The 26,999-nt window shown below is 62.5% G+C and carries 21 protein-coding genes and 3 pseudogenes; 8 read left to right on the plus strand and 16 right to left on the minus strand.

Features of this window, described 5'->3' with window-relative positions:
• Window positions 1–65 precede the first annotated feature (65 nt).
• Window positions 66–1,109, plus strand: coding sequence for a phosphotransferase family protein (locus BLV94_RS05120; protein WP_072946452.1), 1,044 nt, complete (start codon window positions 66–68; stop codon window positions 1,107–1,109).
• Between the two features lie 226 nt (window positions 1,110–1,335).
• Here BLV94_RS05120 and BLV94_RS50470 read toward each other — a convergent pair.
• From BLV94_RS50470 to BLV94_RS05155, 7 genes and pseudogenes are all read right to left on the minus strand, one after another.
• Window positions 1,336–1,763 (minus strand): annotated as a pseudogene (locus BLV94_RS50470) (transposase); the annotation flags it as partial.
• Window positions 1,715–2,344, minus strand: coding sequence for a group II intron maturase-specific domain-containing protein (locus BLV94_RS05130; RefSeq protein WP_244163827.1), 630 nt, complete (start codon window positions 2,342–2,344; stop codon window positions 1,715–1,717). The pseudogene BLV94_RS50470 and the gene BLV94_RS05130, both read right to left, overlap by 49 nt.
• Before the next feature lie 227 nt (window positions 2,345–2,571).
• Entirely contained in the window at window positions 2,572–3,231 is a 660-nt protein-coding gene (locus BLV94_RS05135) for a tyrosine-type recombinase/integrase (RefSeq protein WP_083395481.1), read from the minus strand.
• 120 nt (window positions 3,232–3,351) lie between these two features.
• Window positions 3,352–4,296, minus strand: coding sequence for a YybH family protein (locus BLV94_RS05140; RefSeq protein WP_072946450.1), 945 nt, complete (start codon window positions 4,294–4,296; stop codon window positions 3,352–3,354).
• A gap of 28 nt (window positions 4,297–4,324) precedes the next feature.
• The gene (locus BLV94_RS05145) at window positions 4,325–4,879 is read right to left on the minus strand and encodes a hypothetical protein (RefSeq protein WP_072946449.1); all 555 of its coding nucleotides are present in this window, start codon (window positions 4,877–4,879) and stop codon (window positions 4,325–4,327) included.
• Between the two features lie 531 nt (window positions 4,880–5,410).
• Window positions 5,411–6,874: an MFS transporter gene (locus tag BLV94_RS05150; RefSeq protein WP_072946448.1), complete on the minus strand. Its 1,464-nt coding sequence runs from the start codon at window positions 6,872–6,874 to the stop codon at window positions 5,411–5,413.
• 155 nt (window positions 6,875–7,029) lie between these two features.
• A complete protein-coding gene (locus BLV94_RS05155; RefSeq protein WP_072946447.1) occupies window positions 7,030–8,004 on the minus strand; it encodes an alpha/beta hydrolase in 975 nt (324 codons plus the stop codon).
• Window positions 8,005–8,544: 540 nt separating this feature from the next.
• Between BLV94_RS05155 and BLV94_RS05160 the strand changes: the two genes are divergently transcribed.
• Window positions 8,545–8,730 carry a hypothetical protein gene (locus tag BLV94_RS05160; protein WP_072946446.1) on the plus strand — a complete coding sequence of 62 codons (186 nt, stop codon included), beginning with the start codon at window positions 8,545–8,547 and terminating at the stop codon, window positions 8,728–8,730.
• A gap of 96 nt (window positions 8,731–8,826) precedes the next feature.
• Here the strand turns inward: BLV94_RS05160 and BLV94_RS05165 are convergent, their stop codons facing one another.
• The 5 genes and pseudogenes from BLV94_RS05165 to BLV94_RS51475 form a co-directional block, all read right to left on the minus strand.
• Window positions 8,827–10,095, minus strand: a complete 1,269-nt coding sequence (locus tag BLV94_RS05165) for a cytochrome P450 (protein ID WP_072946445.1) — start codon at window positions 10,093–10,095, stop codon at window positions 8,827–8,829.
• A gap of 265 nt (window positions 10,096–10,360) precedes the next feature.
• Complete coding sequence (locus BLV94_RS05170) at window positions 10,361–11,158, minus strand: coniferyl-alcohol dehydrogenase (protein WP_072946444.1); 798 nt, start codon at window positions 11,156–11,158, stop codon at window positions 10,361–10,363.
• 335 nt (window positions 11,159–11,493) lie between these two features.
• A complete protein-coding gene (locus BLV94_RS05175; protein ID WP_143051343.1) occupies window positions 11,494–12,450 on the minus strand; it encodes an enoyl-CoA hydratase-related protein in 957 nt (318 codons plus the stop codon).
• Window positions 12,451–12,660: 210 nt separating this feature from the next.
• Window positions 12,661–13,472: pseudogene (locus BLV94_RS51470) on the minus strand (aldehyde dehydrogenase family protein).
• On the minus strand, window positions 13,469–14,080 hold the full coding sequence (locus BLV94_RS51475; protein ID WP_255315004.1) for an aldehyde dehydrogenase family protein: 612 nt from the start codon (window positions 14,078–14,080) through the stop codon (window positions 13,469–13,471). Before BLV94_RS51475 ends, BLV94_RS51470 begins: the two are co-directional and overlap by 4 nt.
• 497 nt (window positions 14,081–14,577) lie before the next feature.
• Between BLV94_RS51475 and BLV94_RS05185 the strand changes: the two genes are divergently transcribed.
• From BLV94_RS05185 to BLV94_RS52025, 4 genes are all read left to right on the plus strand, one after another.
• Window positions 14,578–15,582 carry an NAD-dependent epimerase/dehydratase family protein gene (locus BLV94_RS05185; RefSeq protein WP_072946442.1) on the plus strand — a complete coding sequence of 335 codons (1,005 nt, stop codon included), beginning with the start codon at window positions 14,578–14,580 and terminating at the stop codon, window positions 15,580–15,582.
• A 33-nt stretch (window positions 15,583–15,615) separates the two neighbouring features.
• Window positions 15,616–17,424, plus strand: a complete 1,809-nt coding sequence (locus BLV94_RS05190) for a flavin-containing monooxygenase (protein ID WP_072946441.1) — start codon at window positions 15,616–15,618, stop codon at window positions 17,422–17,424.
• Window positions 17,417–18,325 carry an SMP-30/gluconolactonase/LRE family protein gene (locus BLV94_RS05195; RefSeq protein WP_083395482.1) on the plus strand — a complete coding sequence of 303 codons (909 nt, stop codon included), beginning with the start codon at window positions 17,417–17,419 and terminating at the stop codon, window positions 18,323–18,325. The genes BLV94_RS05190 and BLV94_RS05195 overlap by 8 nt, the downstream gene beginning before the upstream one ends.
• 674 nt (window positions 18,326–18,999) lie before the next feature.
• Window positions 19,000–19,173, plus strand: coding sequence for a winged helix-turn-helix domain-containing protein (locus tag BLV94_RS52025; RefSeq protein ID WP_167372132.1), 174 nt, complete (start codon window positions 19,000–19,002; stop codon window positions 19,171–19,173).
• 304 nt (window positions 19,174–19,477) lie between these two features.
• On the opposite strand, the pseudogene BLV94_RS52030 reads toward BLV94_RS52025, so the two are convergent.
• Window positions 19,478–19,698, minus strand: a pseudogene (locus BLV94_RS52030) (IS701 family transposase); the annotation flags it as partial.
• Window positions 19,699–19,937: 239 nt separating this feature from the next.
• Window positions 19,938–21,377, minus strand: coding sequence for an aldehyde dehydrogenase family protein (locus BLV94_RS05210; RefSeq protein ID WP_072946440.1), 1,440 nt, complete (start codon window positions 21,375–21,377; stop codon window positions 19,938–19,940).
• A 313-nt stretch (window positions 21,378–21,690) separates the two neighbouring features.
• Here BLV94_RS05210 and BLV94_RS05215 point away from each other — a divergent pair, with 313 nt between their 5' ends.
• Window positions 21,691–22,314, plus strand: coding sequence for a TetR/AcrR family transcriptional regulator (locus BLV94_RS05215; protein WP_072946439.1), 624 nt, complete (start codon window positions 21,691–21,693; stop codon window positions 22,312–22,314).
• 453 nt (window positions 22,315–22,767) lie between these two features.
• On the opposite strand, the gene BLV94_RS05220 is transcribed toward BLV94_RS05215, so the two are convergent.
• Together BLV94_RS05220 and BLV94_RS05225 are read right to left on the minus strand one after the other, a co-directional pair.
• On the minus strand, window positions 22,768–24,033 hold the full coding sequence (locus BLV94_RS05220; protein ID WP_072946438.1) for a cytochrome P450: 1,266 nt from the start codon (window positions 24,031–24,033) through the stop codon (window positions 22,768–22,770).
• A 291-nt stretch (window positions 24,034–24,324) separates the two neighbouring features.
• Window positions 24,325–25,380 carry a phosphotransferase family protein gene (locus BLV94_RS05225; RefSeq protein ID WP_072946437.1) on the minus strand — a complete coding sequence of 352 codons (1,056 nt, stop codon included), beginning with the start codon at window positions 25,378–25,380 and terminating at the stop codon, window positions 24,325–24,327.
• A gap of 494 nt (window positions 25,381–25,874) precedes the next feature.
• On the opposite strand from BLV94_RS05225, the gene BLV94_RS05230 reads away from it, so the two are divergent.
• Entirely contained in the window at window positions 25,875–26,966 is a 1,092-nt protein-coding gene (locus tag BLV94_RS05230) for an Rv3169 family protein (protein ID WP_072946436.1), read from the plus strand.
• The last annotated feature ends 33 nt before the right edge of the window (window positions 26,967–26,999 follow it).

The following is a 26,999-nucleotide window of genomic DNA, read 5'->3' on the forward strand; positions in this document are numbered from 1 at the left end:
CACGATGCACCCGACTGGCACAGAATCGGCACAGCTGACGCTGCGCCAGAAATAAGGTGGAACCAATGATCGATTCGAGTCGCCTGGCGACGTGGCTGGACAGCACAGACCTGCCGGGACGGGGCGAGCCTCTGGAGGTCCGAGACCTCTCGGGAGGCTCGCAGAACGCGGTCGTCGAGCTCAAACGGAGTGAACTCCATGGTGTAGTGCGTATTCCCCCGCCCTCTGCGCCTGCGGAACGGGACAAGGGCATCGCTCGCGAATGGCGCATCCTCGAAGCCCTCGAGGGAACCGACGTACCCCACACCACACCGCTCGCAATGTGTGCGGACCCGACAGTCCTAGGTCGACCGTTCTACCTCATGACGTATGTGGACGGCTGGAGCCTCGGCGGCGATTGGCCCACACCGTTCGACAAAGATCTCTCGGCCCGTCGCGATCTCGCCTTTCAACTCGTCGAGGGCATCGCGCTCCTCGGCAACGTCGACTGGCAAGCGAAGGGGTTGCAGGATTTCGGTCGCCCCGACGGGTTCCACGAGCGTCAGGTACAGCGATGGACGGCCTTCCTCGCGCGCATTAAGGGACGCGAGATTCCCGGATTCGCGGAAGCAGCACACTGGCTCACGCGGCACAAACCTATCGATTTTGTTCCCGGTCTCATGCACGGCGACTACGGTTTCGCCAACGTGATGTTCGGGCACGGCTCGCCCCCGCGACTGGCGGCCATCATCGACTGGGAGATGACGACGATCGGCGACCCCAAACTCGACCTCGGATGGGCGCTCAGCTTCCTACCTGCCGACCCGCTCGATCCGACTCAGACTGGCGGTGTCGAGGGCAACTTCTACGGCATGCCCACCCGCGATGCCTTGGCAGGGCGGTACGCAGATGTCTCCGGCCGGCAAGTCGAGGACCTCGATTTCTATCTTATCCTTGCGTTGTGGAAGCTGGCAGTGGTGCTGGAACAGAGCTATCAGCGGGCTGGTGACAACGAACGGTTGCAGGCCTTCGGGCCAATGGTTTTGGATCTTATGATGCGCGCGGCCGACCTTGCCGAAACGACACGCTACGGCGCACGCGCTGCCGAACGTGTCAACGCGTCCAGCTGAGTCGACCTGCGACGAGTTCCACCCAATTCGAACATCTGAAGGCGCCCACCCTAGCCTCGATCTTGCCTGCGTCTGATGTGTCGCTCTGATCAGTTTCAGGTTGGGTATTTCGGGCGTGGATTCGGTGCGCGGCAACGCGCGTTCGCCCGACGCGGTCGGGTGGTCGTCGAGGTCCAGGGCCCCGAAAGTCGATTCCCTTTCGTCTCGATCGTCGGATTGGTGCTGTTCAGAGGGGGTCGGGGATTGCGTTGAGACGGGCCAATGCGGTGATCAGCAAGTCGATCCAGGGTGCGTGGGCGGACAGCCGCAGGTGCACTTTTCGTGAGTGACGGGCGATGCGGCCGGCGGTCGCGAACAGGCGTAGCCGTTTCGGCTCCCACCGACTGGCTGGGTCATCGGCGAACGCGAGCATCTGCATCCATGCGGTGACCTCGACGGCGAGGGCGAGGGCGAGGGCGAACCAATCCGATGCTGATCGAAACCGTGCAGCGGAAGGTTATCGAGGCCGGTGTCTTTCAGGATGCGGATCCGGTCTTCGCAGCGTGCCCGGCGGCCGTGCCGCAGTTCCAGATCCGTCCACCTTCGTTGTTGGCGGGTGAACGCGGTCAACCGCAGCCCGTCACGGTCGGTGAAGCGCAGTTGTGCACCGGAGTGGTTGAGTCGGCCCGCAGCGCGGTACCGGTGTCGCCACCGGCCCGTTTCTGCGAGCCGCTCGCCGAACCTGGCGTGCGCGTTTCCACGCACCGGGCTCTCCACGGTCTCTGCCAACAAGCGTGGTTAGCCACTGCCCAGGGATTCGGGATCTTACTGCCGCGGTATCGATATCGTGCAGTCGGTACCCGGCCGAGATTGAACAGTTCGACCCCGTCCGCCGACGGCATCCTCCACGTCCAGTGAGGGCCGATGAGGTGCCGTCGAAGATCGGTCCAACTCCACCGATGCAGCCGTATCCACCAGCGAGCAATCCTGTGCCACACGAAGATGGCGAGGGATTGCAGGACACTCTTGGCTACCGCGTACCGAAAGTAATTGGACCAGCCGTGCATGATCCGGTTGAGGCGGATCAGCACGTCCCTGGGTGGCTGCTGCGACAGCCTGCTCGTCACGGCACGAATCTTGTCCTTCAGCGACCGGAGGGGCCGGTCGGCGATGAACACGTAGACGTACCACTTGTCCGTCCCTTTCTTGCGTTTCCACTGGATGCGGAACCCGAGAAAGTCAAACCCCTCGCCCATGTGCAAAACTCGGGTCTTGGATTCGGAGAACCGAAGCCCCAACGGCGCGATCACATCAGCGATCTCTTCGCGCAAGTCGTTCACATCGTCGCAGCTACCGAACACGAGCACGACGAAATCGTCCGCTTATGCCGACCACGGGATTATGCCGACCCCGGCGTGACGGTGCTGGCCAGCGAGTTTGAGCCGGTGGTGTGGTCGGCATAATCCGGGATCAGTTTCGGGGGTCAAAGTCCGTCGAGGAAAGCGAGTAGCGCGTCGGGTGCTCGGTATCGACCGGGACTTGTGTTGTGGGGCTGGACGCGTGCGAGGGCTTGCTCCTTGATGGTCATGTCGGCGTGCAGGTAGGGCTGGGTGGAAGCGAGGTCTTCGTGGCCGAGCCAGAGCGCGATCACCGAGGTGTCCACACCTGCGTGCAGCAAAGCCATCGCCGCCGAGTGACGCAGCGTGTGCGGGGTGACGTTCTTGCCGGTCAGTGTTGGGCAGTTCTCCGCGGCTCGGACGGCGTGTTTGGTGACCAGTTTCTCGACCGCGTCCGAGGAGAGCCGCCGACCGACTCGGGTCACGAACAATGGTTCGCTCGATTGTCCGTCACGTTCGGTGAGCCAAACCCGTAGTGTGGCAACGGTTTGTTTGGTCAGGGGTGTGGCGCGGTCCTTGCGGCCTTTGCCGTGGCAGCGGACGTGCGCCCCTGTTCCGAGTTCGATGTCGCCGATAGTGAGGCCGGTCAGCTCGCTCAGGCGTAGCCCGGTTTGGCAGGCGAGCAGCAGCAACGCGTGGTCGCGGCGCCCGATCCCGGTCCTGCGGTCGGGCGCGGCCAGCAGGGCGTCGATCTCGTTGGCGGTAAGCCGAAATCTCTTGTGAATCGTGTGGATATCACTTCGGATGTACTCATGTTCTCAATTGCGTCTCTCTATCACTGATGTCGAAGCGGGACTGTCGACGAAATGCCTAGACGCGCTCCTGCTGCGGGGACACATCGTTGTGATGTAAATGAATCGAAGCCGTCAGGCGAGTGCGCCTGCGCGGAGATCGGTGAGAGCGGCACGACTTTTGACGTCCACCACGAAGGACATCTCCTCCATGAGGGTCTCCCAGTGGTCGCCGTTGCGACGCAGGCAGTCGCTGTGTCGCAACGACCACGTCTGCGTCGATCCGTCTGTCGTCTCGACCGTCAGGTGCACCCGTGCGAGAACCGACCCGAGTTCGCCGTCAGAGTGCGCGATGAAGTCGGTGATCTCTGCGTCGACCCGGCTGACGCCGGCGAACAACTCCGTGAGGCTGGTGCGGACCTCGTCGAGTCCGCGGCACACGCCCGGCGTGAACGGGCCGAAGTAGACCACATCCTCACCAGCGGCGAAGTGCGTGACCGCTTCGTCTGCCGTCTGTGCCACGATCCGCGACTCGAACCATTGGCGTAGTTCGCGTTGAGCCTTCTCCACCGTCGTCGCGGGACCGGGCAGCGGGTCGGCCGACCACTCAACAGCGCCCCGCTGTGGCAGTTCGTGCTTGTCATTGCCTCGGCCGGTCTCCCGGTCGACGGGAAACGACACGTGCGAAGTGGTCAGCAGCCATTTGCCGCCCTTGGTCTTGCGGAAGGTGTCGAGCTCGCGGAAAGTGATATTCGTCCCGCTCGACTCCGCCGTCGCGTGCACGTGCATGCTCAGACATGCGATCTGGCCGTTCGACACGTACGTCATGTCCTGCATGTCTGCGATCAGGTCGGGCACGGTGTGTTCGAATTGCGCGTTCATGTTGGCCCACTGTTCTTCCCAGCCCTGGTACCAGCCCTCCGGGCTGTTCCAGGAGAACAGATCCGCCATGACGACCTCTCGCGCCTGGACGTGCATCGCGTCGTCGCCGCTCGCCGCCGTCTGGGCGTGGTCCTGCAGTGCGAAGATCGCCTCGACGTCTTCGGCTCGGTTGAAACGGTTCCTTGATTCTTCTGACATAGGACTCTCCGGAGTTCGTCGGGTCCGATCAGGCGGATTCGCGGACCAAGTGCTTGTTGATCACGAACTTCCCGTCCGGGGTCATCAGGTAGCCGGAGACCTTGTTGCCATCCTCTGAGAGTCGGCTGATCAAGACGTACTGCGCCGAACCGTCGAGGTTCTTGGTGACGCGGACTGTAGTGCGCTCATCTATGTAGGTCATCTTCAGCCACGCACTCGGCTCGCCGAGCTTCAAGCCGGCCTTGAGGAGCTGTCCGCCGCCCCCCTGCAGCCGGGGGTGGCTGGGGTCACCATCCACCTCGAGCAGGGTGTACGGAACCCACTTGTCGTCATTCAGCTCAATCACGAACTGCTCGTGGATGCGCAATTCGGGTGTGATCTGAACGTAGGTGTCGTGCGTCTGCACGCCGTCGGCGCCCGTCCGGATCTCGACCTTCTGATCCGTCAGGCTCTCCTTCACGTGCTCGCCCGACTGCTCGTCCAGGACGGTCGACTCGTCTTTCGCGAGCCGCCAGACACCGTCGAAGGCCGCCAGGTTGATGTTCACATCGCCGGTCTGGTCTGCTACAACGTCGGTTGACATGCCTTCTGCGCTCCTTGAATCAGTGATGCGCCCCGGCGCGTGTGGGAAACCGATGCGGCGGGGACGGAAGGGGTGTGATCTCGTGGCCGGGATTCCGGTGATCCGGTCGAGGTGTGGCCTTCGCCACTACAGTCAGATAATCACGCGGCAAAGATTGTGTCAACCGGTAAATAAATTCACGTATAGTTCATCTGTGTGCTTGATGAACCCTTTTTGAATGATGCGTTGCGAGTCGACTTAACCCGGGTAGCCCGGTTCGCGCCCCGGCCGCCGGCACGTCGAGCGATTCGTGCATGCCCGTGCGTCAGTGAGGAATACGCGGTAATGCCGCCGGGCTATCGAAGATTCTCCCGGCGAGCACGGCGTCGCGCGGGAGGGTCACCGCTACGGAGCTTCCCCTCCCGCGATCTGCTCAAATGGATAGCCGTGGACCGAAACGCCAGTCGTCTCCCAAGGACTTTCCGAGCACCATGTTCTCCGCGAATGACCGTTGCGGCGACGGGGACCCGGCTCTGCGTGTGACACTCGTACTCATACCGCAGCCTTCGCGGCACCGCGCTCGGCGTTCATCGGCGCATTTCGATCAGCAGATCGGCGATCGCCGATCAGGAGCGCCAGTGCCAGTGCCACCACAGAGGTCGCGATAATAGCCACGAAACCGACGGTCAGCGCCGACTCCGACGGCAGGTTCGAACCCGATACCGTGAATATCCCGAGTATTACCGAGCCGAACGCAGTGCCTGCAGCGACCGCGACATTCATGATCACCCGGTTCATCCCTGTGGCCGCACCGGTCTGATCCGCCGGCACCGCTTCGACGATGAGGTTCATCACGGCCGGAAGGCTCAGGTTGTGTCCCATAAGCACGGCACCCAGGGCAATCACGGTCCCTATAAGGCTTTCCGACACGAGGAACCACGCACCAGCGCCGCCGATGTACAGGACACATGCCGCGACAAGCGACCAGCGCGCACCGACCCGAGTAGAGATTCGCCCACTCCACCACGCCCCGCCGTAGCACACGATGCAGATGAGGAGTTGTATCGCTCCGGCCGCGGTGGGTGACAACCCGTGGCCTATCGAGGTCTCCTTGGGCAATTGCATGATCATCGGGCTCAGCAGCGTCAGCAGGCCGAGCGGGCCCACGCCCACCACAATGGTGGCCAACGTTGTCAGCGATACCTTGCGATTTCGAAACTGCCGCATATCGACGATGGGTTCCGGGACGCGCCGCTCCCACCAGATCCACGCCGCGAGTGCCACCAATCCGAGCAGGATCGGCGATAGCACTCTCCAGTCGAGCCAGCCCCACTGGCCGCCTTTGGTGATGCCGAACAGAACGCCCGCGGTCGCGGGGACGAGCATGATCGCCCCCACCAGATCGACGGACGGGCGCGGCGTGATGCCGGGCGTCGCGGGTATACAGAATTGCGAGAGTAGTGCAGCCGCCGTACCCAGAACGACCGCGGCGGCGAACATCAGGCGCCAACCGCTCTGATCGAGCAGGACCCCGGCGACCAATGCGCCGATTCCAGAGGCAATCGGGATGATACCGCCGAGCAGGGCCACCGCCACCGGTACCCGCCGTTCGGGCAACAATTCCCGTATCAGGCCGGTGGAGATCGCAATGGCGCCGGCGGACAGGCCCTGCAACCCGCGGCCGAGAACGATCATCCACAGATCGACGGCCAGCGCACTCACGATCGAGCCGATGACCGCACCCACCAGTACCAGGGTCAGTACCTTCTGTCGCCCGAAGATATCGCCGAGACGACCGGAGGTGGCGGCAGAGCCGGCGCCTACGAGCAGGTAGGCCGTGCTCGTCCAGCCGACGGCGGTGGCATCGGCCTCGAAAACTCGCATGAACGTGGGCATGGCCGCGAACGCCATCGCGGTCTCAATGACCGCAAAGAGCTCGATCGCGATCAGAACGACCACGAATAGGACGTGGCGGCGCGATTCGGAACGTTCGATCTGCAGGGATTTAATCGTCATCAATTCTCCCGACTCGTGGCCGAAGACGTTTCGGCGGTGGTGCGTGCATCGATACCCGAGGCGACGGCGAACAGCATGGGCAACTTGTTCACATCTCTCAACACGCCTAACGGGGTGTTGATTTGAACTACAGCGTCAATCCTGCGAACTAGAACTTAAGCCACCGACGGCCCCAGGTGGCGGTCTTCGAACCGGCGCACCTCAGCGATGAGTTCGAGGTCCTCGGGTGCATTCCCGGTGAAACCGGCGTGCGGCATTCCCTCGAAAATGTGCAGCTCCGCCTCGACGCCGAACGCCAGGAGCCGTCGGTGCATTCGGACCGTATTCGACAGGAACAGGTCTCGGGTGCCGCTCTGCAGGAAGGTCGGCGGTAGTCCGGCCAAGTCCCCGAAGAGGGGGGAAAGGTAGGGATGTGTGAGTTGGTGGCCGCCAGCGTAGAGCATATTTAGGGGCATCAGCGAACCGAGAATGTCGATCCCGACGTTAGTGCGAAAGGTGTCCCCGGACTCGGTCAGGTCCACCTCGGGCGTCTGCAAGACCAGCGCCGCCGGCAGGGGCAGACCCTCGTCACGGGCGCGCATGAGAAGTGCGGCGGCGAGATTGCCGCCAGCCGACGCGCCGACGACGACAATTCGCTGCGGAGCGCGCGTCTTGAGCGCGGCACGGTAGACAGCGATGGCGTCGTCCAAGGCCGCCGGATAGGGATGCCTGGGCAGCATCCGATAATCGGGAACCCAGGTCACGCCGGGCCGACGGGACGCAAGGGTCGCCGACTCCATCCATGCCAGGTCACCACCACCCATCACCATCGCCCCGCCGTGAAGCTGAAGAAACAGCGGGGTCTCGTCCCCGTTCGGCACCGAGGCTGGAGTCACGACGTGCACCGGAACACCGGCTACGATCGAGCGCGCATGCCGGTAGTGGTCATCCGGTGGCAGCGCCGCCGTGAATTTTGTGTGGAGAGCGTTCTCCTGCAGCGCAATCCATTTGTCCCACGCCGCCTCGTCGGCAGCCTCCGGGTAGAGCAGGGGGGCAACGTCTTGGATCAGCGTGAGGTAGTACTTGGCCTCTGGGCTGACGCTGGAAGGTGCCGGCGGACGTAGCCCCCGCTCGATCGGAGTGGTGGTCATGACAGCTCCTTCGAGGACATGTGCTTGTTGATCGCGTCGCCGGGTTCATCTGCTGCAACGTCGGTGGACATGCCCTCAGCGCTCCTTGAATCAGTGATGAGCCCGGCGCGTATGGGAAATCGATGCGGCGGGGACGGAAGGGGTGTGGTCTCGTGGCCGGGATTCCGGTGACCCGGTCGAGGTGTGGCCTTAGTCACCGCAGCCAGATAATCACGTGGAAAAGATTGTGTCAATGGGTAAATAAAGTGGCATGCGGTTCACCAATGTGCTTGGTGAATTTTGCGAGTGATGCGTTGCGAGGGTTCCTGATCCGTAACCGGTAAGTCTGGCGTTCGCGCCAGAGCTTGAACCCTTGGGCACGACGACACTGGTGATCGGCGGGAGCGGTTTTTCGGCTCACTTGTGACGAGACAGGTCGTGGAGTGAGGCGAGAAGGTACGCGCGTCCTCCTGCGCACGACGATCGCGACGTCGAGCTCTGCTACGGCGATCTATCAGTCAGGCCGGAGTCGGTTTGCTCGGGCGATTATTTCGCTCGGCGATGGACGGCTGCGACGTCGTCTTCCATTGCGCGGTCGACATGCAGGCCTTTCTGATCTACTCGCGATCCGGCCCAAGGGAATTGGCCAGATACGTCGCCAACGGCAAGTTCAAGGGCTTCGGCACCGATCCCTGGACGCCGGAAGTCGTCGACCGCGTGACCGTGCACGACGAGACGTACACGTGATGGTTCTCGGCTGCGAGTTCGCCTCGTCTGTCTGTACGGAAGCGGCGTTGATCAGCTACGGAATCTGCGGAACAGTGTTACCGCTTTCACCTTTCATCACACGTGGACGGGCAGCTTTTTGATCGCATGAAGAAATCGACTCGACAGATACTGCGGCTCGCCCACCTCGATATGCGGTGCCTGCGTCAGCAGTTCGTTGAACATCGCTCGAAGTTGCATCTTCGCGATCTGATTGCCCAGGCAGTAGTGAATTCCGCCGCCGCCGAACGCGACATGCCGGTTGGGTGTGCGGGCGAGGTCGAACTCCATCGGACGCTCAAACACCGACTCGTCACGGTTGCCGGAACAATAGAACAACCCAACCTTTTCGCCCGCCTTGATTGTCGTCCCGCGAATTTCAGTATCTTCCACTGCGATACGGGAGAAGTGCATTACCGGCGTCGCCCAACGGACGAACTCCTCGATCGCCGCGGTAATGCGGCCGTCGAAGTCGCCTGCGAGCCATTGTCGCTGTTCTGGATGCCGGGCCAGCGCGTGCACCGTGTGCGACGTGGTCTGCTTGGTCGTGTCGTTACCCGCGGTCGAAAGCAGGACCATGAACGCACCAATCTCGCGGTCGGTCATCCGATGACCGTCCACCTCGGCTTCGACAATCATGGTGATCAAGTCGTCTTTCGGGTGCTTACGGCGGTCTCGGGCCACCTCGATCGCTGCAGCGTGCAGGATGTCGACCTGCTCTTCGATGTACTTGCGAAGGTCCGTGACGCCTGCGACTTCGGCCGGATCGCTGGCAAGGAACATCGCTTCAGCTGCCGCAGTGACGGCCCCGCGATCAGACTGCGCAATGCCGATCAGGTCCGACACGGTGCGCATCGGAAGCTGCGCCGAACAGCGCTGCACGAAGTCGACGTCGCCGGAACCGACCATATCCGAGACGATCTCCTTCGCGTCGGCTTCGATCTTGTCCCTCAGCCGAGCGATGTGGCGCGGGGTGAACGCCGCGGAGATGATGCGTCGGTATGTCGTGTGCCTCGGCGGATCCATCACGATGAACAGGCTCATGCGCTCCTCCCCAACCGTCGGCGGAACCGGTTCGACCATCACATTGCCGGTCACGGCCGACGAAAAGATCTCCGGATGCTTGCTCACAAAAGCTACGTCCTCGGCTCGCGTCGGCGCCCAGAAACCAGTCTCGCCGTGCGGATACCCGGAGTCCATCGGCTCGTGCCACGACACCTCGCCCGCGCGTCGCAACGATGAAAAGGTCTCGTCGCGCGCGGCGAATGGCTTCGACCAAAAGTCCCAGGACGAGATATCGATGTCGCTGTACGAGCGGACGGGGGTGGTGATGACGTCGTCGATCATGATCGGTCTTCTTTCGTGATGACTAGGACAATCGTGGGCTGGGTTGGAGGTGAATGGACGACACCTGTGGCCGTCGGAACGTGGTCACGCATGAGTACGAGTCCAGGTCACGTAACCGTGAGCGCGTCGATGAGTGCGAGCGGCTCCATATATTTCGTAGGACCGTCAGCGCGCCGACAACCCGGCGGCGACGATCCGATGCGGAGCTGGGTAGCTGCGATGCCGAGATCCTTGAACTGCGTAAGTCGAACCGCCATCGACGTCGTCACGCGTCCGCCTGCACTGAAATGCCGCCGGTCGACGCACCGGCGATGAGACCGCCGTCCACCGGAATGTCGGCCCCGTTGACGAATCCCGAGTCTGGGCCGAGCAGAAAAACGACGACCGATGCGACGTCCTCCGGTGCCGCGTGCCGACCGAGGAGTTGCTCGGACCAGTCGATGGCGCCGGGCGGCATCGACTCCTTGAAATCCGTAAGGATGCCGGTGGCGGTCGCGCCCGGGCATACGCAATTGATTCGGACGCCCTGGGTCCAGAGCACGTGCGAGCGCTGCTTCGAGTAGAAGATGACGGCCTCCTTCGAGAAGCCGTAGGCGGTTGGACCATCCTGGGGCGCGTTCTGTGTCGACCACGCGAGTTGCGCGTCGTAGTCGTTCAGCGCGATGAACTCGTCCAGTTCCGCGCGATGGAACTGCCAGCTCGCGCCCGCAGCAGAGGCGACATTCACGATCGATCCGCCTTGCTGAATATTGGCCTCCACCGCCTCTGACAGCGCTCGGAGGCCGAGGTAATTGACGCGCATGACCGCATCGGCCGACTTGGTGCCGGGGACGCCAGCAACGTTTGCGAGCCCATCCACCTTCGCAGGCAGCTGATCGACCGCGGCAGCGATGGACGACGGATCGGCGAGATCGACTTCGATGAAGGTGACGCGCGGGTCTTGTGGATCGACGCGGTCGAGAACGACAACGTCGGCGCCCTCCGCGAGCAGTCGTTCGCGAACGGCCGCACCGATACCCGCGGCCCCGCCGGTAACCGCGAAAACTTTGTCCTGCAATCTCATTGAAATCTCCTGCGATGGTCGAGTTTAGTGATCTTTCGTCACAAGGTGGGCGACCCAGATCGGCCGACGGTTCATGATCGACGCCCCACTCCGTCAACACTTTCGCAGTGTGCGTTGCCGCCGCCTTCGGTCGTTGCACCTGACCGGGCATCGCCGCCATCAGGGGAAACTGGTGGGGGCTGCGGACACCGTCCGGCGTCACGTCTGCGTCGCGGTCTCGGAGATGCGGATGGGGCAACGTCTCGGTTAACGGCACAACCGGCGACACGCACCGTCGACAACGAACATCGCACACCAGTCTTGCGGATCCGCCGTCGGACCGAGCAGACGAACATCTACAGCATCTCGGCGTCTCCAACCACGGCGCCGTCGCGTCCAGGATCCCCAATCCGGAAGAATCTCGGCGGTCGATGTTCAACGAAGGAGGCGACGCACTCGGCGAAGTCCGCGCTCCGAACGCTGTTCTGCATCGCGACGTCGGCGTCTACCGCCGCCTCGTGCCACTCGCGGTCGAGGTGGTTGTACACGAGTTCTTTCGAGACACTCAACGACCGCGGCGAGGCGGACTTGGCGAGGTCGCGGATGTACGAGACGGCCGTATCGACCAGGTCGTCGTCATCAACGACCCGATCGGCTAAGCCGATCGACGCCGCCTCGGCCGCGTCCACCCGCCGTGAGCTCCACAGGAGGTCTAGCGCACGGCCCACCCCAATGAGCCTCGGCAGCAGCCAACTAGTGCCGTGCTCGGCGATGAGGCCCCGCTTGGAGAACACGGTATGGAAAGCGGCTGACTTCGCGACGAAACGGAGATCTGCCATTATCGCCAGCACGAATCCTCCGCCTGCGCATGTCCCGTTGACCGCAGCGATCACTGGTTTCGGGACGTCGCGAAGATAGGAGAACAACGCGGGCGCCTCCGACCCAACCGTCGCCTCGCTCGTGCTGCGCGGGCCGTTCTTGACCGCTTGAACCAGGTTCGCGGCGTCCAGTCCAACGCAGAAGCCTTCACCGGCCCCCGTGGCCACGATGCCGACTACTCGTTCATCGGCGACAGCGGACTCGACGGCATGCCGCAGCTCATGCATCGTCTGCCCGCGGAACGCATTCCGCTGCTTCGGCCGGTTGATGGTAATCAAAGCGACCGGATCGGTCACCTCGTAGATCAGGTCCTCATAGTCCGTCATCGGTCTGCGTCCGCCTTCGTCCAGTAGGGGTCGTGCAGCATTCGTTCGCGCACTTTTGCGCATCGGATCGCGCAACAGTTCGAGTAGGAAGCCGCTGTTCTTGGCCAATCCGAGCAGCTCACGCGACCAACAGTCCGCCGTTGCCGCGCTTGCGAACGGTTGGTCATAGTCCGCCCCGGGCCGGCGCGCTGCTCGGCGCCGAACAGCGCTGATTTCCTGCCTTTGAGCTCCGACAGCACGCCGTTGTCCAATCCACGGACGGCGCCTACTCGTGGCGAATCGTGGTAGATCCCGCTCGCCGATCGCCACCGCCCATGTTCAAGACCATGGCGTGCCGGGCAGGAGGTTGCGATACACGACGTGCGGAGTAGTGAACTCGTGGAGTCCCCACGGCCCGTTCTCGATGCCGATGCCACTTTGCTTGACGCCGCTGAACGGAAGGTGCGGCATCAGGTAGAGGTGGCAGTTCACCCAGGTGGTTCCGGCGGCGATGCGACGAGCCACGGAGGCTCCCTTCTCCACGTCGCCCGTCCACACCGACGAACCGAGGCCGAAGTCGGTCGAGTTCGCTCGCGCGACGGCCTCGTCGAGGTCGTCGTACGGCAGGATCGGCAGGGCCGGTCCGAACTGCTCTTCTGTGACGATCGGCATGTCGTCGGTCACGTCGGTGAGGATGGTCGGCGTGTAAAAGAAGCCGGGTCCGTCGACGGGACCTCCGCCGGCCGCAACGGTGGCGCCACCAGCGACGGCGTTCTCGACCAGGCCCTTCACCCGATCGAGTTGCGCCTGATTGTTGACCGGTCCGTGCGTCGTCGTGCTGTCGAGTCCGCTGCCCAGGACGACCCTCTTCGCACGCTCGGTCAGCGCCGACACCAAATCGGCATACATGGAGCGAGGCGCGTAGACCCGCTTCACGGCGACGCAGATCTGTCCGACGTTCATCATCGAACTGCCGAAGATGCCTGCTGCAGCGGTCTCGATATCGGCGTCGTCGAGGATGATCGCGGGATCGTTCCCGCCGAGCTCGAGGGTGACGCGCTTGAGGTCGTCGGCCGCCGCGAGCGCGACTTTCGGCCGCTCGCAGTCGAGCCGGTGAAACTGATCTTGCGGACAGCCGGGTGCGCGCTCAGCTTGGCGCCGAGAGGATCTCGGCCCGAAACGACGTTGAGGACGCCCGGGGCAGGATGTCGGCGAGTAGTTCACCGACGCGGAGCGTCGTGATCGGCGTATAGGGCGAGGGCTTGAGGACGATGGTGTTTCCGGCACGCAGTGCCGGGGCGAGCTTCCAGAACGCGAGGCCGATCGGCGAGTTCCACGGGGTGATCGCCGCGACTACGCCGATCGGCTCGCGGATCAAATCGACGCGGGAGTAGTCGTCCTTTTGCAGAACCTCGTCGGAGAGGTCCAGGTCCGCGTAGTACCGCAGCCACTGGATTGCGGAAGCCACCTCCCCGGCGGCTTCTTTCAACGGTTTGCCCTGTTCCTGCACGAACAGGGGCGCCAGTTCGTCGATCGAATTTTCTATCCGCTGCGCCGCCACGAGAAGAGCAGCGCGCCGAGTGCCGTCGTCGAGGCGCCACTGGGCGAAAGCCGACTGGGCCGCGCGCACGGCGGCTTCCAACTGCTCGTCGGTGCAGTCCGGTGCCTCGGCGAACGGAGTGCCGACGGCGGGGTCGTCCACCGGGAACGTGCCGTCCCCTCCTACCAGCCGACCGTCGATGGTCATCGAAACTGACATGTAGTCCTCCTGGACTCGAAACGGGAACGGCACAGTAGATTCAGCGGCTTCACACGGCCTGCAACAGACGCTCAAGGAAGAACAAGACAGCGGTAGCTCAATAGAACAGATAGCAAACTTGCTTACGTTGTGTTATTTGGTTCACAGCTCGATTTCAAATCGTGAACACGCACCGCGTCAATGCCAATTGTGATGGAAACCTCTTTGGTCGCATGACCAGTGGCTGCTTAAACCGAACCGCCAGCCCAGTTCTGGCGCAAGACCCGTCGGTATCCGCAGCAAGCGCGCCACGCGGCAGGACGGACTGACGAGTATCGGTTGGCGATAAGCACCGGCGCGTGCGCCGAAACCGTCCGGATTCGATGTCTCAATGCGGCTGCGAGCACTGAAGCTTTGGGCACCAAGTTTCACTTGCCATCGTAATGTGCATATTGTAAGTTTCCTCACACGTCGTAGGTTGTGTGACCTACGCAACGATTCTGTATGAGAGGAACAACATGGCGGGGTCGACCACGCTGGTCATCGGAGCGAGCGGGTTCCTCGGGTCGCACGTGACTCGGCAGCTCGCGGACCGTGGCGACCAGGTCCGGGTCTTGGTGCGGCACTCCAGCTCGACCGAGGCGTTCGACGATCTCAACGTCGAGATACACCGCGGCGACGTCGCGGATATCGAAGCCCTCCGCAAGGCGATGGTCGACTGCAAAGTCGTGTATCACTGTGTGGTCGACGTGCGGGCATTCCTGTACCGCCCGGACGAACTCTTCGCGACCAATGTCGACGGCCTGCGCAACGTACTGGACGCGGCGCTCGAAGCCGATCTCGACAAGTTCGTGTTTACCAGCACCATCGGAACCATCGGCGTCGAAGCCGACGGCTCGGTCGCGACGGAGGAGAGCTCGTTCAACTGGGCAAAGGAGGGTGGCGAGTACATCCGCTCGCGAGTCATGGCCGAGGAGCTGGTGTTCAAGTACGTGCGCGAGCACGACCTGCCCGCCGTGGCGATGTGCGTGTCCAACACATTCGGTCCCGGCGACTACGCCCCCACTATGCATGGCGCGCTGCTCATCGACGCCGCTGCCGGTCGCCGGCCAATCTACCCATTCGGGCTCAGCGCTGAGGTGGTAGGCGTCGAGGACGCTGCCGCCGCCATGCTCCTGGCTGCCGAGCGGGGCACGGTTGGCGATCGATACATCATCTCGGAGCGCTATCTATCCCAGCACGAGCTCTACCAGACTGCAGCCGACGTCGCCGGGGCCGCAGCACCGCGGGGAGTACCGATGGCGGTCTTCCGAGTTCTCGGCCTGGCCGGCGACGGAGTGCGTTTGCTGACCCACAAGGACGTTCGCCTCTGCAGTCTCTGTATCCGTCTGCTCACCCTTCCCGGCCAACTCGACCACAGCAAGGCCGAGCGCGAACTCGGTTGGCACCCGACGCCGATCCACGATCACATCCGCAAGGCTGTCGAGTTCTACCGCGAACGAGACATGTTGACGCACCGTTGATCCGAATTTCGCCCCGAACCTAACGAGGAACTGATGACACAGACCCACGAGCCGCTCTCTGATACGGCTGTCGCTCTCGAGGCAGTGCGCGCGCGTTACCGAGCCGAGCGCGACAAGCGGATCCGGCCAGACGGAACTGAGCAGTATGCATTCGTCACTGAAGGGAAGCTCTCCCGCTACGGCGCTGACCCGTGGACGCCGGAGGTGGCGGAGCGCCCAGCCCGACACGACGTGGTCGACCTGACGATCATCGGGGCAGGATTCGGGGGGCTGCTCGCCGGAGCGTTCGCTCGCAAAGCCGGGATCGAGAAGATCCGCTACATCGATGTGGCAGGCGATTTCGGAGGGACCTGGTACTGGAATCGCTACCCCGGGCTCACCTGCGACGTAGAGTCCTACCTCTACCTGCCGATGCTCGAGGAAATCGGTACGAAACCAAGCCGCAAGTTTGCGCCCGGTGAGGAGATCCGTCAGCATGCGCTCGCGATCGCCGAGAGGTTCGACCTTCGTCGCGACACCTTGTTCCAGACCGAGGTGACATCGCTGAGGTGGAATGACGACGAGGAGCGTTGGGAGGTCGAGACCTCGCGGGACGACTCCTTTGCCTCCCGCTACGTGTTGATCTCCAGCGGACCATTCCAACGTCCCAAGTTGCCACGAATCCCGGGTATCGAGTCTTTCGAGGGTCACGCGTTCCACACCAGCCGCTGGGACTACGCCTACACGGGCGGTGATCACACGGGCGGACTCGACGGGCTCGCCGACAAGCGTGTAGCGGTGGTCGGCACCGGGGCGACCGGCCTGCAGGTGGTGCCCGAGGTCGCCAAGTATGCAAAGGAGCTGTTCGTTGTCCAGCGCACGCCGTCGGCGATCGACGTCCGCGGCGACGCACCGACCGACGATGAGTGGTGGAACTCCCTCAAGCCCGGCTGGCAGCGGCGGCGCCGCGACAACTGGATCGACTTCGTGCATGGCATGGGCGCTGACGAGAACATAGTCGGGGGCGCATGGACCGACCTCGCGACCGTCCGCGGGATGCGTCGCCTCGTGGAAACGGGTTTCGCCAGCGATCCGGCGCTTACGATGGAACTGGCTGACTACGAGAAGATGGAGGAGTTGCGTCAGCGAGTGGTTGATCTGGTCGACGATTCGGAGACAGCCGCAGCACTGCAGCCGTGGTATCGACAGATGTGCAAGCGCCCCGGTTTCAGTGACCACTACCTACAGGTGTTCAACCAGCCCAATGTTTCTCTGGTCGACACCGATGGCCGGGGCATCGACTCGTTTACCCCCGAAGGCTTCGTGGTCGACGGGGTCGAGCACCAGGTCGACGTGATCATCTTCGCGACCGGCTACGAACTGAACTTCGATGCCGCGACCCGTGCCGGAGTCGACATCCGTGGTCGCGGTGGGGTCTCGCTCACCGAACGCTGGAGTGACGGCATGCGCACACTGCATGGTTGGGTTGCTCGCGAGTTTCCGAACCTACTGCAGATGGGCTTGTTGCAGAACGCCTTCTCGTTCAACTTCACGCATGTCCTCGAGGATCAGGCGGAACACATCGGTGCCGTCCTGGCCGAGTCCGAGCATCGAGGTGACGTCCTGATCGAGCCGACTGAGGAGGCCGAGAACGAATGGGTTGCAGTCATCCACGGCCAGGACACCGCGGGTCTCGAGTTCCAAGCAGAGTGCACACCGAGCTACACCAACGAAGAAGGAAAGCCGAGTCGCGCGGAAGCCTATACTGCCGGTCCCACCGCCTTCCGGCAGCTACTCGCTGATTGGTGGGCTAACGGCGGGCTCGAGCAGGTCTTGACCCCGAAGGGAGCCACTCGTGCTTGACGAAGTAGAACTGCAGCTGGCCGGTACGGGTCTTGCGTTCCCCGAGGGCCCGATCGCCGAGTCCGGCGGAGCGGTGCTCGCAGTGGAGGTGGAAAGCGGTGCGCTTGTGCGTATCTCGCCCGACGGAGTGCGAACCCTGGTCGCCGATGTGGGTGGAGGAGGAGCCAACGGCGCGGCAATCGGTCCCGACGGTGCCGTCTACGTCGCCAGCAACGGTGGCTTCAACTGGCTGACGATGGAGGACGGTTCTCGAGTGCCCGCCGGATTCGTCGATGCCTGGACCCACGGCACGATCCACCGGGTCGAACCGCACACCGGCGAGGTCACCGAACTCTTCACCCACAGCGATGGCCGGCCACTGGGCTCGCTCAACGACGTCGTCTTCGACGCCGGCGGCGGCTGCTATGTGGCTGACACTTTGCCGGACAGCCGAATCCACTATGCGGTACCCGGCCGTGGGGAGATTCATATCGCCACCGATCAGGTCGTCACACCCAATGGCGCAGGGCTGTCACCCGACGGCACCCAGCTGTACATCTCCGAGACGTTCACCGGACGCATCCGCGTCTTCGATGTGACCGGTCCGGGCAAGCTCGTCGAGACGGCGGATCTCTTCACCCATCCCGCCTCAGGCGGCGAGGGCTACTTCTTCGACGGTCTCACGGTCGACAGCCAGGGAAACGTGATCGTCGCCGACCTCATGGAGTCCGCTGTCCGCGTGATCAGTCCGGATGGCAAGGACCTGGGTCTGGTCAGAACACCGGAGCCGGACATCATGGTGACCTGCGCCGCATTCGGAGGGCCTGATCGTCGCACGCTATACGTCACGTCAGGATCGCGCGGAAAACTTTACAAGGCACAGTGGCCATGGCCGGGCCTCCGCCTTCACTACGAGATCTGATGCGCCGCTAACGGGTGCCACGTGGCACCCGTTAGCACTATCCCTGCGTCCCGGGATCCTCGCAACCCGGTCCGCTGAGTTCGACCCACGAATGGAGCTCTTGGGGCTCGTCGTAGTCCCCGTGGGCGCCATGATGCCAGTTCGAAATGCGTTGACAGTGTTCGGGAGAAACAACAGCTCGTGCAAGGTCTAGCGTCTACAACACCCTCCACTGGTCCTCAGCCAACGCGAAGATGCAACTCTCACGGCGGAACACTACCCCACGAGCTGCCCGAACTGGCAGAAGCAATTGCCGACCATCGGTCGGCTTAACGTTGTTTCGGTGCTTGATCATTGATGAATGGCAGGGAGGGAAACCGGTTCCGGCCTGGGGTCCGACGCCCGAAACGTCAAGCGACGGCGGTCGCCGTGATCTCGACTCGTTGCGTGACCGCCGGATGTGGGCCGCGGAGATGTTCGCCGCAGGGCGGCGGCAGGTGGATGTCGCAGTCGAGTTGGCGGTCTCCCAGCAGACCGCCTCACGCTGGCATCGACAGTGGATCGAAGGAAGCAACGAGGCACTGCAAGGTGCCGGTCGTGCGGGGCGCCGCGCCCCGGCTCGATGACGCCCAGATCGTCGTGATCCGAGAGGAATTACTCAAAGGACCCCAAGCTCACGGCTTCGCGACCGGGGTGTGGACGTTGGGCAGGGTCGCGATCGCGATCGAGCGGCTCACACCCAGACCTGGACGATCCTGCGGACCAGGCTGGGCTGGAGTCGCCAGCGTCCCGCACGGCGGGCAGTCGAACGCGACGAGGACGCCATCGTCGCCTGGCGCGAAACCGAGTGGCCGCGGATAAAGAAATAGCGCGGCGCCGAGGTGCATGGATCTGCTTCCAGGACGAAAGCGGTGTGTCGCTGCTCCCGGTGGCCCAAGCAACCTGGGCGCCGAAAGGCGTGACACCGGTGCTGCATCATCGATTCTCCTGCAAACGCATGTCCATGGCCGGGGTTCTGGCCTATCGACACGACCGCAGTCGCAGCGCGTTCGTGTTCTCCCTGACCGACAGCGCCTACAACACCGACAACGCATCGAGTTCCAGGACTGTGCAGAGCGTCAGTCCTGGCCAGCGGCTTTCGGGTGAGTCATACGCAAGGTGGTGAGAGACAAAATGTGCGGCAGTGACGAGGGGGCGTGGTGGTGCCAACCCAGCCAGGAGCGCCCTTCGAAATGGACTAGTCCGAGATCGGTTTTCAGCTACCCCGGTAGTCGTCTCGATCCGCAAGCCGACCTTGGTCAACCGGACCAGTTTGGGCAGCGCGGTGTCCTCGGGGAGTGTGGCGAGCAATATTCGCTCGGCTCGTCGGCACCGGTAGGCCATTCAGCGAGCAACCCGGCGGTGCCACTCGTTGTCGGGGATCACGGACCGTCGCCGCAAGGTGGTGATCTCGGCTTCCCCGTCCTCGTCGTCGGCGCGCCGTTAGTCTCAACGCTCGGGCACGAACAACGACCAATCCAGCGGGCACGATCGACCTGCAACCGCCGATCCTTCCGCGCCAACGACGAGAAAAACCTCACCGACAAACGTCCCTGACAGGGCGGTCGATGAGCCCGGTGACCCACCACTGGCCCTAGACGGCCTTGGGCACATTGGCGTACATACCGTCGTAGCGATTTTGGAACAGCACGTGCACATCGGTGAACTCGTGCAAACCCGCAACCCCGTTCTCGACACCGATGCCGCTCCACTTGACTCCGCCGAAAGGGTTGGATGGCATGAGGATGCAATGCGTGTTGATCCATGTCGTTCCAGCGATGATCTCACGCCCCACTGTGGCTCCGCGGTCCAGATCGCTTGTCCAGACCGACGAGCCCAGCCCGAAGTGGGAGTCGTTGGCACGCGCGACGGCGTCAGCCACGTCGTCGTAGGGCAGAACGGGCAGTGCCGGGCCGAACTGTTCCTCTGCCACGATCGACATCCCCTCATCGACATTGGCCAGGATGGTCGGCGCGTAAAAATAGCCTGGAGAGTCTGTCACTCGGCCGCCCGCCACCGCGACCGCGCCATTGGCGACGGCGTCGGCGACAAGCTCAGCGACCCGGCTTCGTTGCGGGAGGTTATTCAACGGTCCCATGGTCACGCCCGCGTCGAGGCCATTTCCGACTGCCGCAGCTGCGGCGTGCGCCGCAAGGGCATCAACGACATCGGAATACATCTTCCGCGGAACGTATGCCCTCTTGACCGCAACACAGACCTGCCCAGCGTTGGCCATCGAGCTGGCGTAGATTCCTGCAGCAACCGAGGCGGGCTCGGCGTCGTCGAGGACGATAGCGGGGTCGTTTCCACCCAGTTCGAGAGTGACGCGTTTCAGATCGGCCGCAGCAGCGGCCGCGACGTGCTTGCCGGTCTGGGTTGACCCGGTGAAGGTGATCTTGCGGATTGCCGGGTGCGCGGTCAGCTGAGCACCGAGTGGATCCAGTCCACTCACCACATTCAGCACGCCGGCGGGTAGAACGCCAGCGAGCATTTCACCCACGCGCAACGTTGTCAGCGGCGTATACGGTGACGGCTTGAGTACCACCGTGTTGCCTGCCCGCAACGCTGGGGCCACCTTCCAGAACGCGAGCGCGATCGGGACGTTCCACGGAGTGATCGCAGCGACCGGACCTAGCGATTGGCGATAGACCTCGACTCGTGCGAAGTCATCGTCCTGCAACAGTTCCGGCGGCGTCTCCAGTGCGGCGTAGTAACGCAACCAGCCCACTGCAGTCTCGATCTCCATGACCGCATCCGAAAGGGGTTTGCCCTGCTCCATGGTCAGTAGTTCGCTCAGTTCCGAGGTCGAAGCCTCGAGTCGATCGGCCGCCTTGAGGAGGCATTCCCGACGGGCGCCCTCGTCGGTGCGCCACGTGCGGTACGCCGATGTCGCGGCCTTGATTGCCCGCTCCAGTTCGCCCTCCGAGCAGGCTGGTGCCTGCGCGAAGGCGAGGCCGGTAGCAGGGTTTGAAACGTCGAATGTCGTGGATCCTGAATACAGTTCGCCGTCGATAGTCATCGAGAAACTCTTCATGTCGATTCCTGTCACTGAGGTGGTCGGTGCGCCGCGTAGAGACAAGTGGAGTTCCACGACTTTCTCCGCGTTGCTTAAAAATTCTGGTGTGCAACATCATTAACCGCGTTGCAGATATGTAACCATGTTTGTAACTACGTTCTATCAACGCTACTTGTGACCCAGAGCACTGTCAATGACCACATCGCACACACTCCTCCAGGGCCCGGAAGCAGGTACACCAAGGCACGCCGCTTGAATGACGGGATAGCGCAGTCTACTCTGGATAGAACACGGTTCTGAACCTCACTTCAACTCTGCATGGGGGTATGTCATGTCGTCGATCGACGCCAGCGCTCGACATTCCGCGTCGCTACCGCCGTGGATTGCTCCGCGCCGCACTCAGCAGGCACGCTACGAGCGAATACTGCAGGCGACCATCGAACTCGCCCAGGGAGGTTCCGACGCGGTTCAGATGAGAGCCGTCGCGGAGAGGTCGGGCGTTGCCCTCGGCACTGTCTACACTTACTTTCAGTCCCGTGATAATTTGCTGCACTGCGCCGTCGGAGCCTGGAACGTCGCTGTCGCCGAGAGAGCCTCCGGCGCCTCTAACGGGGTGAGCTCGCGAGGAATCGAACAGTTGGAGGGCGAGATCATCCGGGGAGTTGATCTTTTCCTGGAACAGCCCGGACTTCTCGAGGCGTTCGTGAAGTCGACGCTGTCGAGTGACCCAGCCGTCGTCGAAGCACGCAAACGGGTCACATGGGACTGGGCAACGGCAAGCCCCAGCCTGGCCTTGCTGGGGCCCGAGAACGCGAGGCTGGCGACCGACCTCCTTGACCACACCTTCTACGCTGGAACCGTTCGGTGGTCCTTCGGCCAGGTCGAGCTTTCGGACGTACGCGAGCAACTCCGCCGAGTTGTCGGAGTGCTGATCCGTACCTCGACTTCGCCGTGAGCACACACAGGCAGCCGCTCCCGGCAACCTCGCGGGGCCGGCGCCACAGACCTTCACAACGAGGGCTCCCGCGACGATCAGGCAAGACCGCGCCAGCGTCCCCCCGTAGCGAGCCAATAGTTTGTCAATTCTCCATGCACCGCTGCACCTCGCCGGCAGCATCGGCGGCACCGAGATCCTGAATCTTGCTGTAGTGCCAGGCGATTCCAAAAGTAATGGATCTGATGTGCGGGGTCCGGCGGAGTGAAGTCCTCGACCACCAGGCCCCCACACGCACCGAACTGTCGGCGTCCGGAGACGAAGTTGCGGGATCAACCAGACCGTTGCGTCGCTCAACGCTTGGGCGATCACCGATGCAACCCTGGCGCCCGTCCCTGCGGGTGGCGGCCCGCACCCGGCGGGCAGGCTTCGGGTGCGGGCGAACCTCATTGGACGCCAGGTTACTACTGACCGCTACACCCGGACGGGGAGACGCTTGATGGCGTTGAGGAACCGGCTCTTCAGGTACTGCGGCTCACCCACCTCAATGTGGGGGGCTTGCACCAGGAGTTCACGGAACAGGGCGCGGAGCTGCATCTTCGCGATCTGGTTGCCGAGGCAGTAGTGAATTCCGCCGCCGCCGAACCCGACGTGGGGGTTGGGGTTGCGCGAGAGAATGAATTCCGAGGGTCGTTCGAAGACCGTCTCGTCCCGATTCCCGGAACTGTAGAACATGGCCACCTTGTCGCCAGCAGTGATCTTTGCTCCACGAATCTCGGTGTCAATGAGTGCAATACGAGCAAAGCACTGCACGGGTGTGGCATATCGGACGAATTCCTCGATAGCACCGTTGATACGTCCATCGTAGTCCTCGAGCAACCACTGGCGCTGTTCGGGGAACCGGGACAGTGCGAGCATCGAATGTGAAGTGGTCTGCTTTGTCGTGTCGTTGCCCGCTGTCGACAGGAGGACCATGAAGGCCCCGATCTCCTGATCGGTCATTCGATGTCCATCGACCTCGGCCTCGACGATGAGGGTGATGAGATCATCCTTCGGGTGCTTCCGACGATCCCTCGCCACCTCGATCGCAGCCGCATGCAAGAGCTTGACCTGCTCCCCGATGAAGGCGCCCAGATCGTCGACCCCCACCAGTTCGGAAGGGTCGGTAGCAGCGAACATTGCCTCTGCGGCCTTCGCGACCGGTTCTCTTTCGGACTCGGGGATCCCGATGAGATCGGAGACGGTGCGCATAGGAAGCTGGGACGAGCACGCGGCTACGAAGTCGACCTCGCCGGAACCGACGAGACTTCCCACGATGTCCCGAGCATCTGCCTCGATCTTGTCTTTGAGCCGCGCGAGATGCTTCGGCGTGAATGCCGAGCTGATAATTCTCCGGTAGAGCGTGTGACGCGGCGGATCCATCACCAGAAACAAGCTGGTCTGGTCATCCAGGTTTGTTGGGATGGGTTCGACCGACACGTTGCCCGTCACTGCCGATGAGAAGATTTCCGGATGCTTGCTCACGTACGAGATGTCCTCGATACGTGTAGTCGCCCAGAAACCTTTCTCGCCGTGCGGATAGCCGGGATCCATCGGAGGATGCCACGAGATCGTAGGCTCGCGGCGGAGTTTGGCGAACGTTGCGTCACGTTCGTCGAACGACTGGCCCCAGAAATCCCACGACGAGATGTCGATGTCGTGGAACGGACGGGTGGAAGGTGCGATTGCGGGCTGTGTCATGGTCGGGCTTCCTCAGCTGAGATGTTCTGTGAATGAGAGGTCGAGTCGTCTGGGTGACGGTCCGAGCCAAGGCTGTGGTCTGCGGTCCGAGAGTCAGTCGTTTCATGTGTTGCACTGATCGTCGCGGTGACGGTGTACTCCGAGCGGTCCAGACAAGGAACTTAATTTAGAACTCGGTTACAGTGATGTAAGTTACAGTTCTCCGCGGCGAGTTGTCAACGCTTCAGCCAGATCTGCGGACGGACACCGCGCAGCGCGCTCCTTATAGCCTCACCGCCGCCGGCCACCCCCTCAGCGGTCTATGCGGGCTTCGATCCCGGCATACCTTGCAAGGACGTTGGCCAGTCTCGGGATGCCGGCGTCGGGCTCTGCGCGATCCGGCTGCCCTTCCCGAAGAATTGACAGTTTGATTCGAAGCACAGCGAGTCGGAGAGAAGCAAAGACCATGTAATAGCCGATGTCCGCGATCTCCCGACCAAGGAGCTTTGCGTAGCGTGAGGTCGTTTCCTCGACCGTCGGCGCGCTCATCCCCATCCACTCGGACGTTTGATGTTCCCCTTCCAGCCACCACGCCAGATCCACCTCGGCAGGGCCCAGACAGACCTGCTCGAAATCGAGAATCGCGCTGCAAGCGAAATCGCTGGTAAACAACTGATTGCCCCGCCGGGCGTCACCCCAGACAATCCCTTTCGGTGGAAGCACCAGCGGCTTGCTCCGCTGCAGCCACTCGAGGGCGACCTCGATGATCGGATACGATTCGCCACCTCGAACCCAGTTGTAATACTCCCAGTAGTAGTGCAACTGTTGATCGATTGGATCGGACCCTCGCTCGGGCTGCTCGAGGAAGTCGAGGCGGAGCCGCTCCGGGTCCGCACGGTGCATTTCGGCCATTGCGGCCAGTCCATTCCACCACAACATTTCCCGACCCTCTTCACCGATGGCACTTACCCACTCCAGCCCGATCTGACCCGTCTCACCACAAGCCTTCTCCATGACATAGAAGCGGGCGCCGAGAAACTCACGATTCGATTCGAAACCCACGGTCCGGGGCACGGGCGTCGCGGTGTGTCGTCCAAGCGCTTCCATCACCCGGTACTGCTCTTCAAAATTGGTATCCAAGAACAGTTGGTACTTCTCGTTGGGCTCGATCCGAACCACCATGCCCTCGGTGCGCTCCGCGCCATCCTTCTCGTACGTCAGGTCGAACGTGAGCAGTTCGGCCGAGAATCCCTGCGGGAACCCCTGCAGATCACCTACTCTCAAACTTTGACCTGCAGGGTAAGCAATCTCCATCCATCGCTGCAATACTTCTCGCGCCTGGACCAGATCACGCTGAACGGGAATCATTCCTCACCATTCTTTCGGTTTCGTGTTGTGTTGTTTTGCCACTAGAGGGTGCAGCGCACGCCACGGCGCGCGGGAAACCCGCGCCTGCACACCCGGTCGACACGATTGCCACAGCGACAAGACCGAGTGCCCAGCGCCCCCGGTTCGGCGCCACAGTAGGCGGAGAGCCCAATCCCACAAAGACGGATCAGCCCCAAGCGCGATCTGACAGCTACCACGGATCTGCAGCGAACGAACGGTTGTGCTCGCCGACGCTTCCCGCTCTCCGCCGTTGACAGTTTCTCGCGCAGGACTGTAATCTACATCACTGTAACCCCGTTAGTAACAATGTTTCAATACCCGCTTTGGTTTCCATCGAGTTGTTCGGACGCAAAGGGGTCGCGACGACTTGTGTGCGAAGCGTCCGCTCGCTTCCGGCCACTCGCGCTAGCCCCACCGCCGGAAACGCACTCGCGAGTCACGTTGCGTCGCAGAGGAAAAACGAAAGGTAAAAGGTGAAGACTTCCTTGCTCACGGAGCACGACGATCTGTTTGTGCATCAGTCACAATTGCCGCTAGCGCAACCCGCCACGACAGACCCACGGTTCTTCGAGCGTTGCTACTTCAACGTGCACGACCAGCAGGGAGACTTCTCGCTGTGCATTGGCCTCGGCTCGTACCCGAACCTGAATACCATGGACGGTTTCGCAGTCGGGGTCACCAAGTCAGATACCCAGCAGCACAATGCGCGCTTCTTTCGTGAGCTCCATGGCGATCCCGCCCGTCTCGAGGTCGGCGCGCTACGCCTCGACGTAGTCGAGCCGATGAGCCGATGGCGGTTGCGGATGGGTCCAAACCCATACAATATCGAGTTCGAACTGGAGATGCATGCGCGATTCGATCCGTGGGACACCCGCTTGCGTGCAATCCATGAGGGGGTGCTGGTCTGGGACTACGCGACCTTCGTCCAGGCAACCACCTACAGCGGCCAGATCCGGATCGGCGATCGAGTCTTCGAGAGCGACGACTTTTCAGGATGCCGCGACCGGTCCTTCGGGCTACGACCCGTCGGGGGCGTGCCACTTCCCGCGGGTGCGAAAGTTCCTCACGGAGCACACTATTGGCTGAATCCCCAGTTTGTGGATTCGTCCTATTTCGTACTCTACATGGAGACCAATTCGGGTGAGCCACTGTTGATCGAAGGGGGAATCCGGGGCGGCAAGTACGACGGGCGCCGGTTCGTTGCACTGGAACACGACCTGAAACTGCGGGACGGCATCCGAATCCATCGGGAGGGAACTTTCCGACTCACCGACGACGCGGGGCATGTACACGAATTGCATACGCAAGCTGCACTGCCGGGCCTCTACCTGCTCGGCGGAGGCTACTTCGGGTCGCAAGGCAAGCCGCTCGGGGACCTCACCGAGGGAGACAAGTACGACGTGACCTCCGATGATCCGAAAGTGTTGGGTCAGTACTTGGCGGATTACGGTGCCGATCAGCCCGGACTGTTCACATTGTCGGAGACCGGGGAGCAGGGTTACGGCATGTTGGAGTACCAGCTCGGCCACGACCTCGAAAGGTATCCGGCGAACGGTCTCCACTGACGATGGCTGTGAGCTCTGGACGTCCTCTCTGTC

Source organism: Rhodococcus koreensis (assembly GCF_900105905.1).
GTDB lineage: Bacteria > Actinomycetota > Actinomycetes > Mycobacteriales > Mycobacteriaceae > Rhodococcus_F > Rhodococcus_F koreensis.

What these genes read in the sequence shown, in the direction of transcription:
- BLV94_RS05120 (WP_072946452.1), top strand. Translation starts at nt 66, where the DNA reads ATGATCGATTCGAGTCGCCTGGCGACGTGGCTGGACAGCACAGACCTG.
- BLV94_RS05130 (WP_244163827.1), bottom strand. Translation starts at nt 2,344, where the DNA reads ATGGGCGAGGGGTTTGACTTTCTCGGGTTCCGCATCCAGTGGAAACGC.
- BLV94_RS05140 (WP_072946450.1), bottom strand. Translation starts at nt 4,296, where the DNA reads ATGTCAGAAGAATCAAGGAACCGTTTCAACCGAGCCGAAGACGTCGAG.
- BLV94_RS05145 (WP_072946449.1), bottom strand. Translation starts at nt 4,879, where the DNA reads ATGTCAACCGACGTTGTAGCAGACCAGACCGGCGATGTGAACATCAAC.
- BLV94_RS05150 (WP_072946448.1), bottom strand. Translation starts at nt 6,874, where the DNA reads ATGACGATTAAATCCCTGCAGATCGAACGTTCCGAATCGCGCCGCCAC.
- BLV94_RS05155 (WP_072946447.1), bottom strand. Translation starts at nt 8,004, where the DNA reads ATGACCACCACTCCGATCGAGCGGGGGCTACGTCCGCCGGCACCTTCC.
- BLV94_RS05160 (WP_072946446.1), top strand. Translation starts at nt 8,545, where the DNA reads ATGGACGGCTGCGACGTCGTCTTCCATTGCGCGGTCGACATGCAGGCC.
- BLV94_RS05165 (WP_072946445.1), bottom strand. Translation starts at nt 10,095, where the DNA reads ATGATCGACGACGTCATCACCACCCCCGTCCGCTCGTACAGCGACATC.
- BLV94_RS05170 (WP_072946444.1), bottom strand. Translation starts at nt 11,158, where the DNA reads ATGAGATTGCAGGACAAAGTTTTCGCGGTTACCGGCGGGGCCGCGGGT.
- BLV94_RS51475 (WP_255315004.1), bottom strand. Translation starts at nt 14,080, where the DNA reads ATGTCAGTTTCGATGACCATCGACGGTCGGCTGGTAGGAGGGGACGGC.
- BLV94_RS05185 (WP_072946442.1), top strand. Translation starts at nt 14,578, where the DNA reads ATGGCGGGGTCGACCACGCTGGTCATCGGAGCGAGCGGGTTCCTCGGG.
- BLV94_RS05190 (WP_072946441.1), top strand. Translation starts at nt 15,616, where the DNA reads ATGACACAGACCCACGAGCCGCTCTCTGATACGGCTGTCGCTCTCGAG.
- BLV94_RS05210 (WP_072946440.1), bottom strand. Translation starts at nt 21,377, where the DNA reads ATGAAGAGTTTCTCGATGACTATCGACGGCGAACTGTATTCAGGATCC.
- BLV94_RS05215 (WP_072946439.1), top strand. Translation starts at nt 21,691, where the DNA reads ATGTCGTCGATCGACGCCAGCGCTCGACATTCCGCGTCGCTACCGCCG.
- BLV94_RS05220 (WP_072946438.1), bottom strand. Translation starts at nt 24,033, where the DNA reads ATGACACAGCCCGCAATCGCACCTTCCACCCGTCCGTTCCACGACATC.
- BLV94_RS05225 (WP_072946437.1), bottom strand. Translation starts at nt 25,380, where the DNA reads ATGATTCCCGTTCAGCGTGATCTGGTCCAGGCGCGAGAAGTATTGCAG.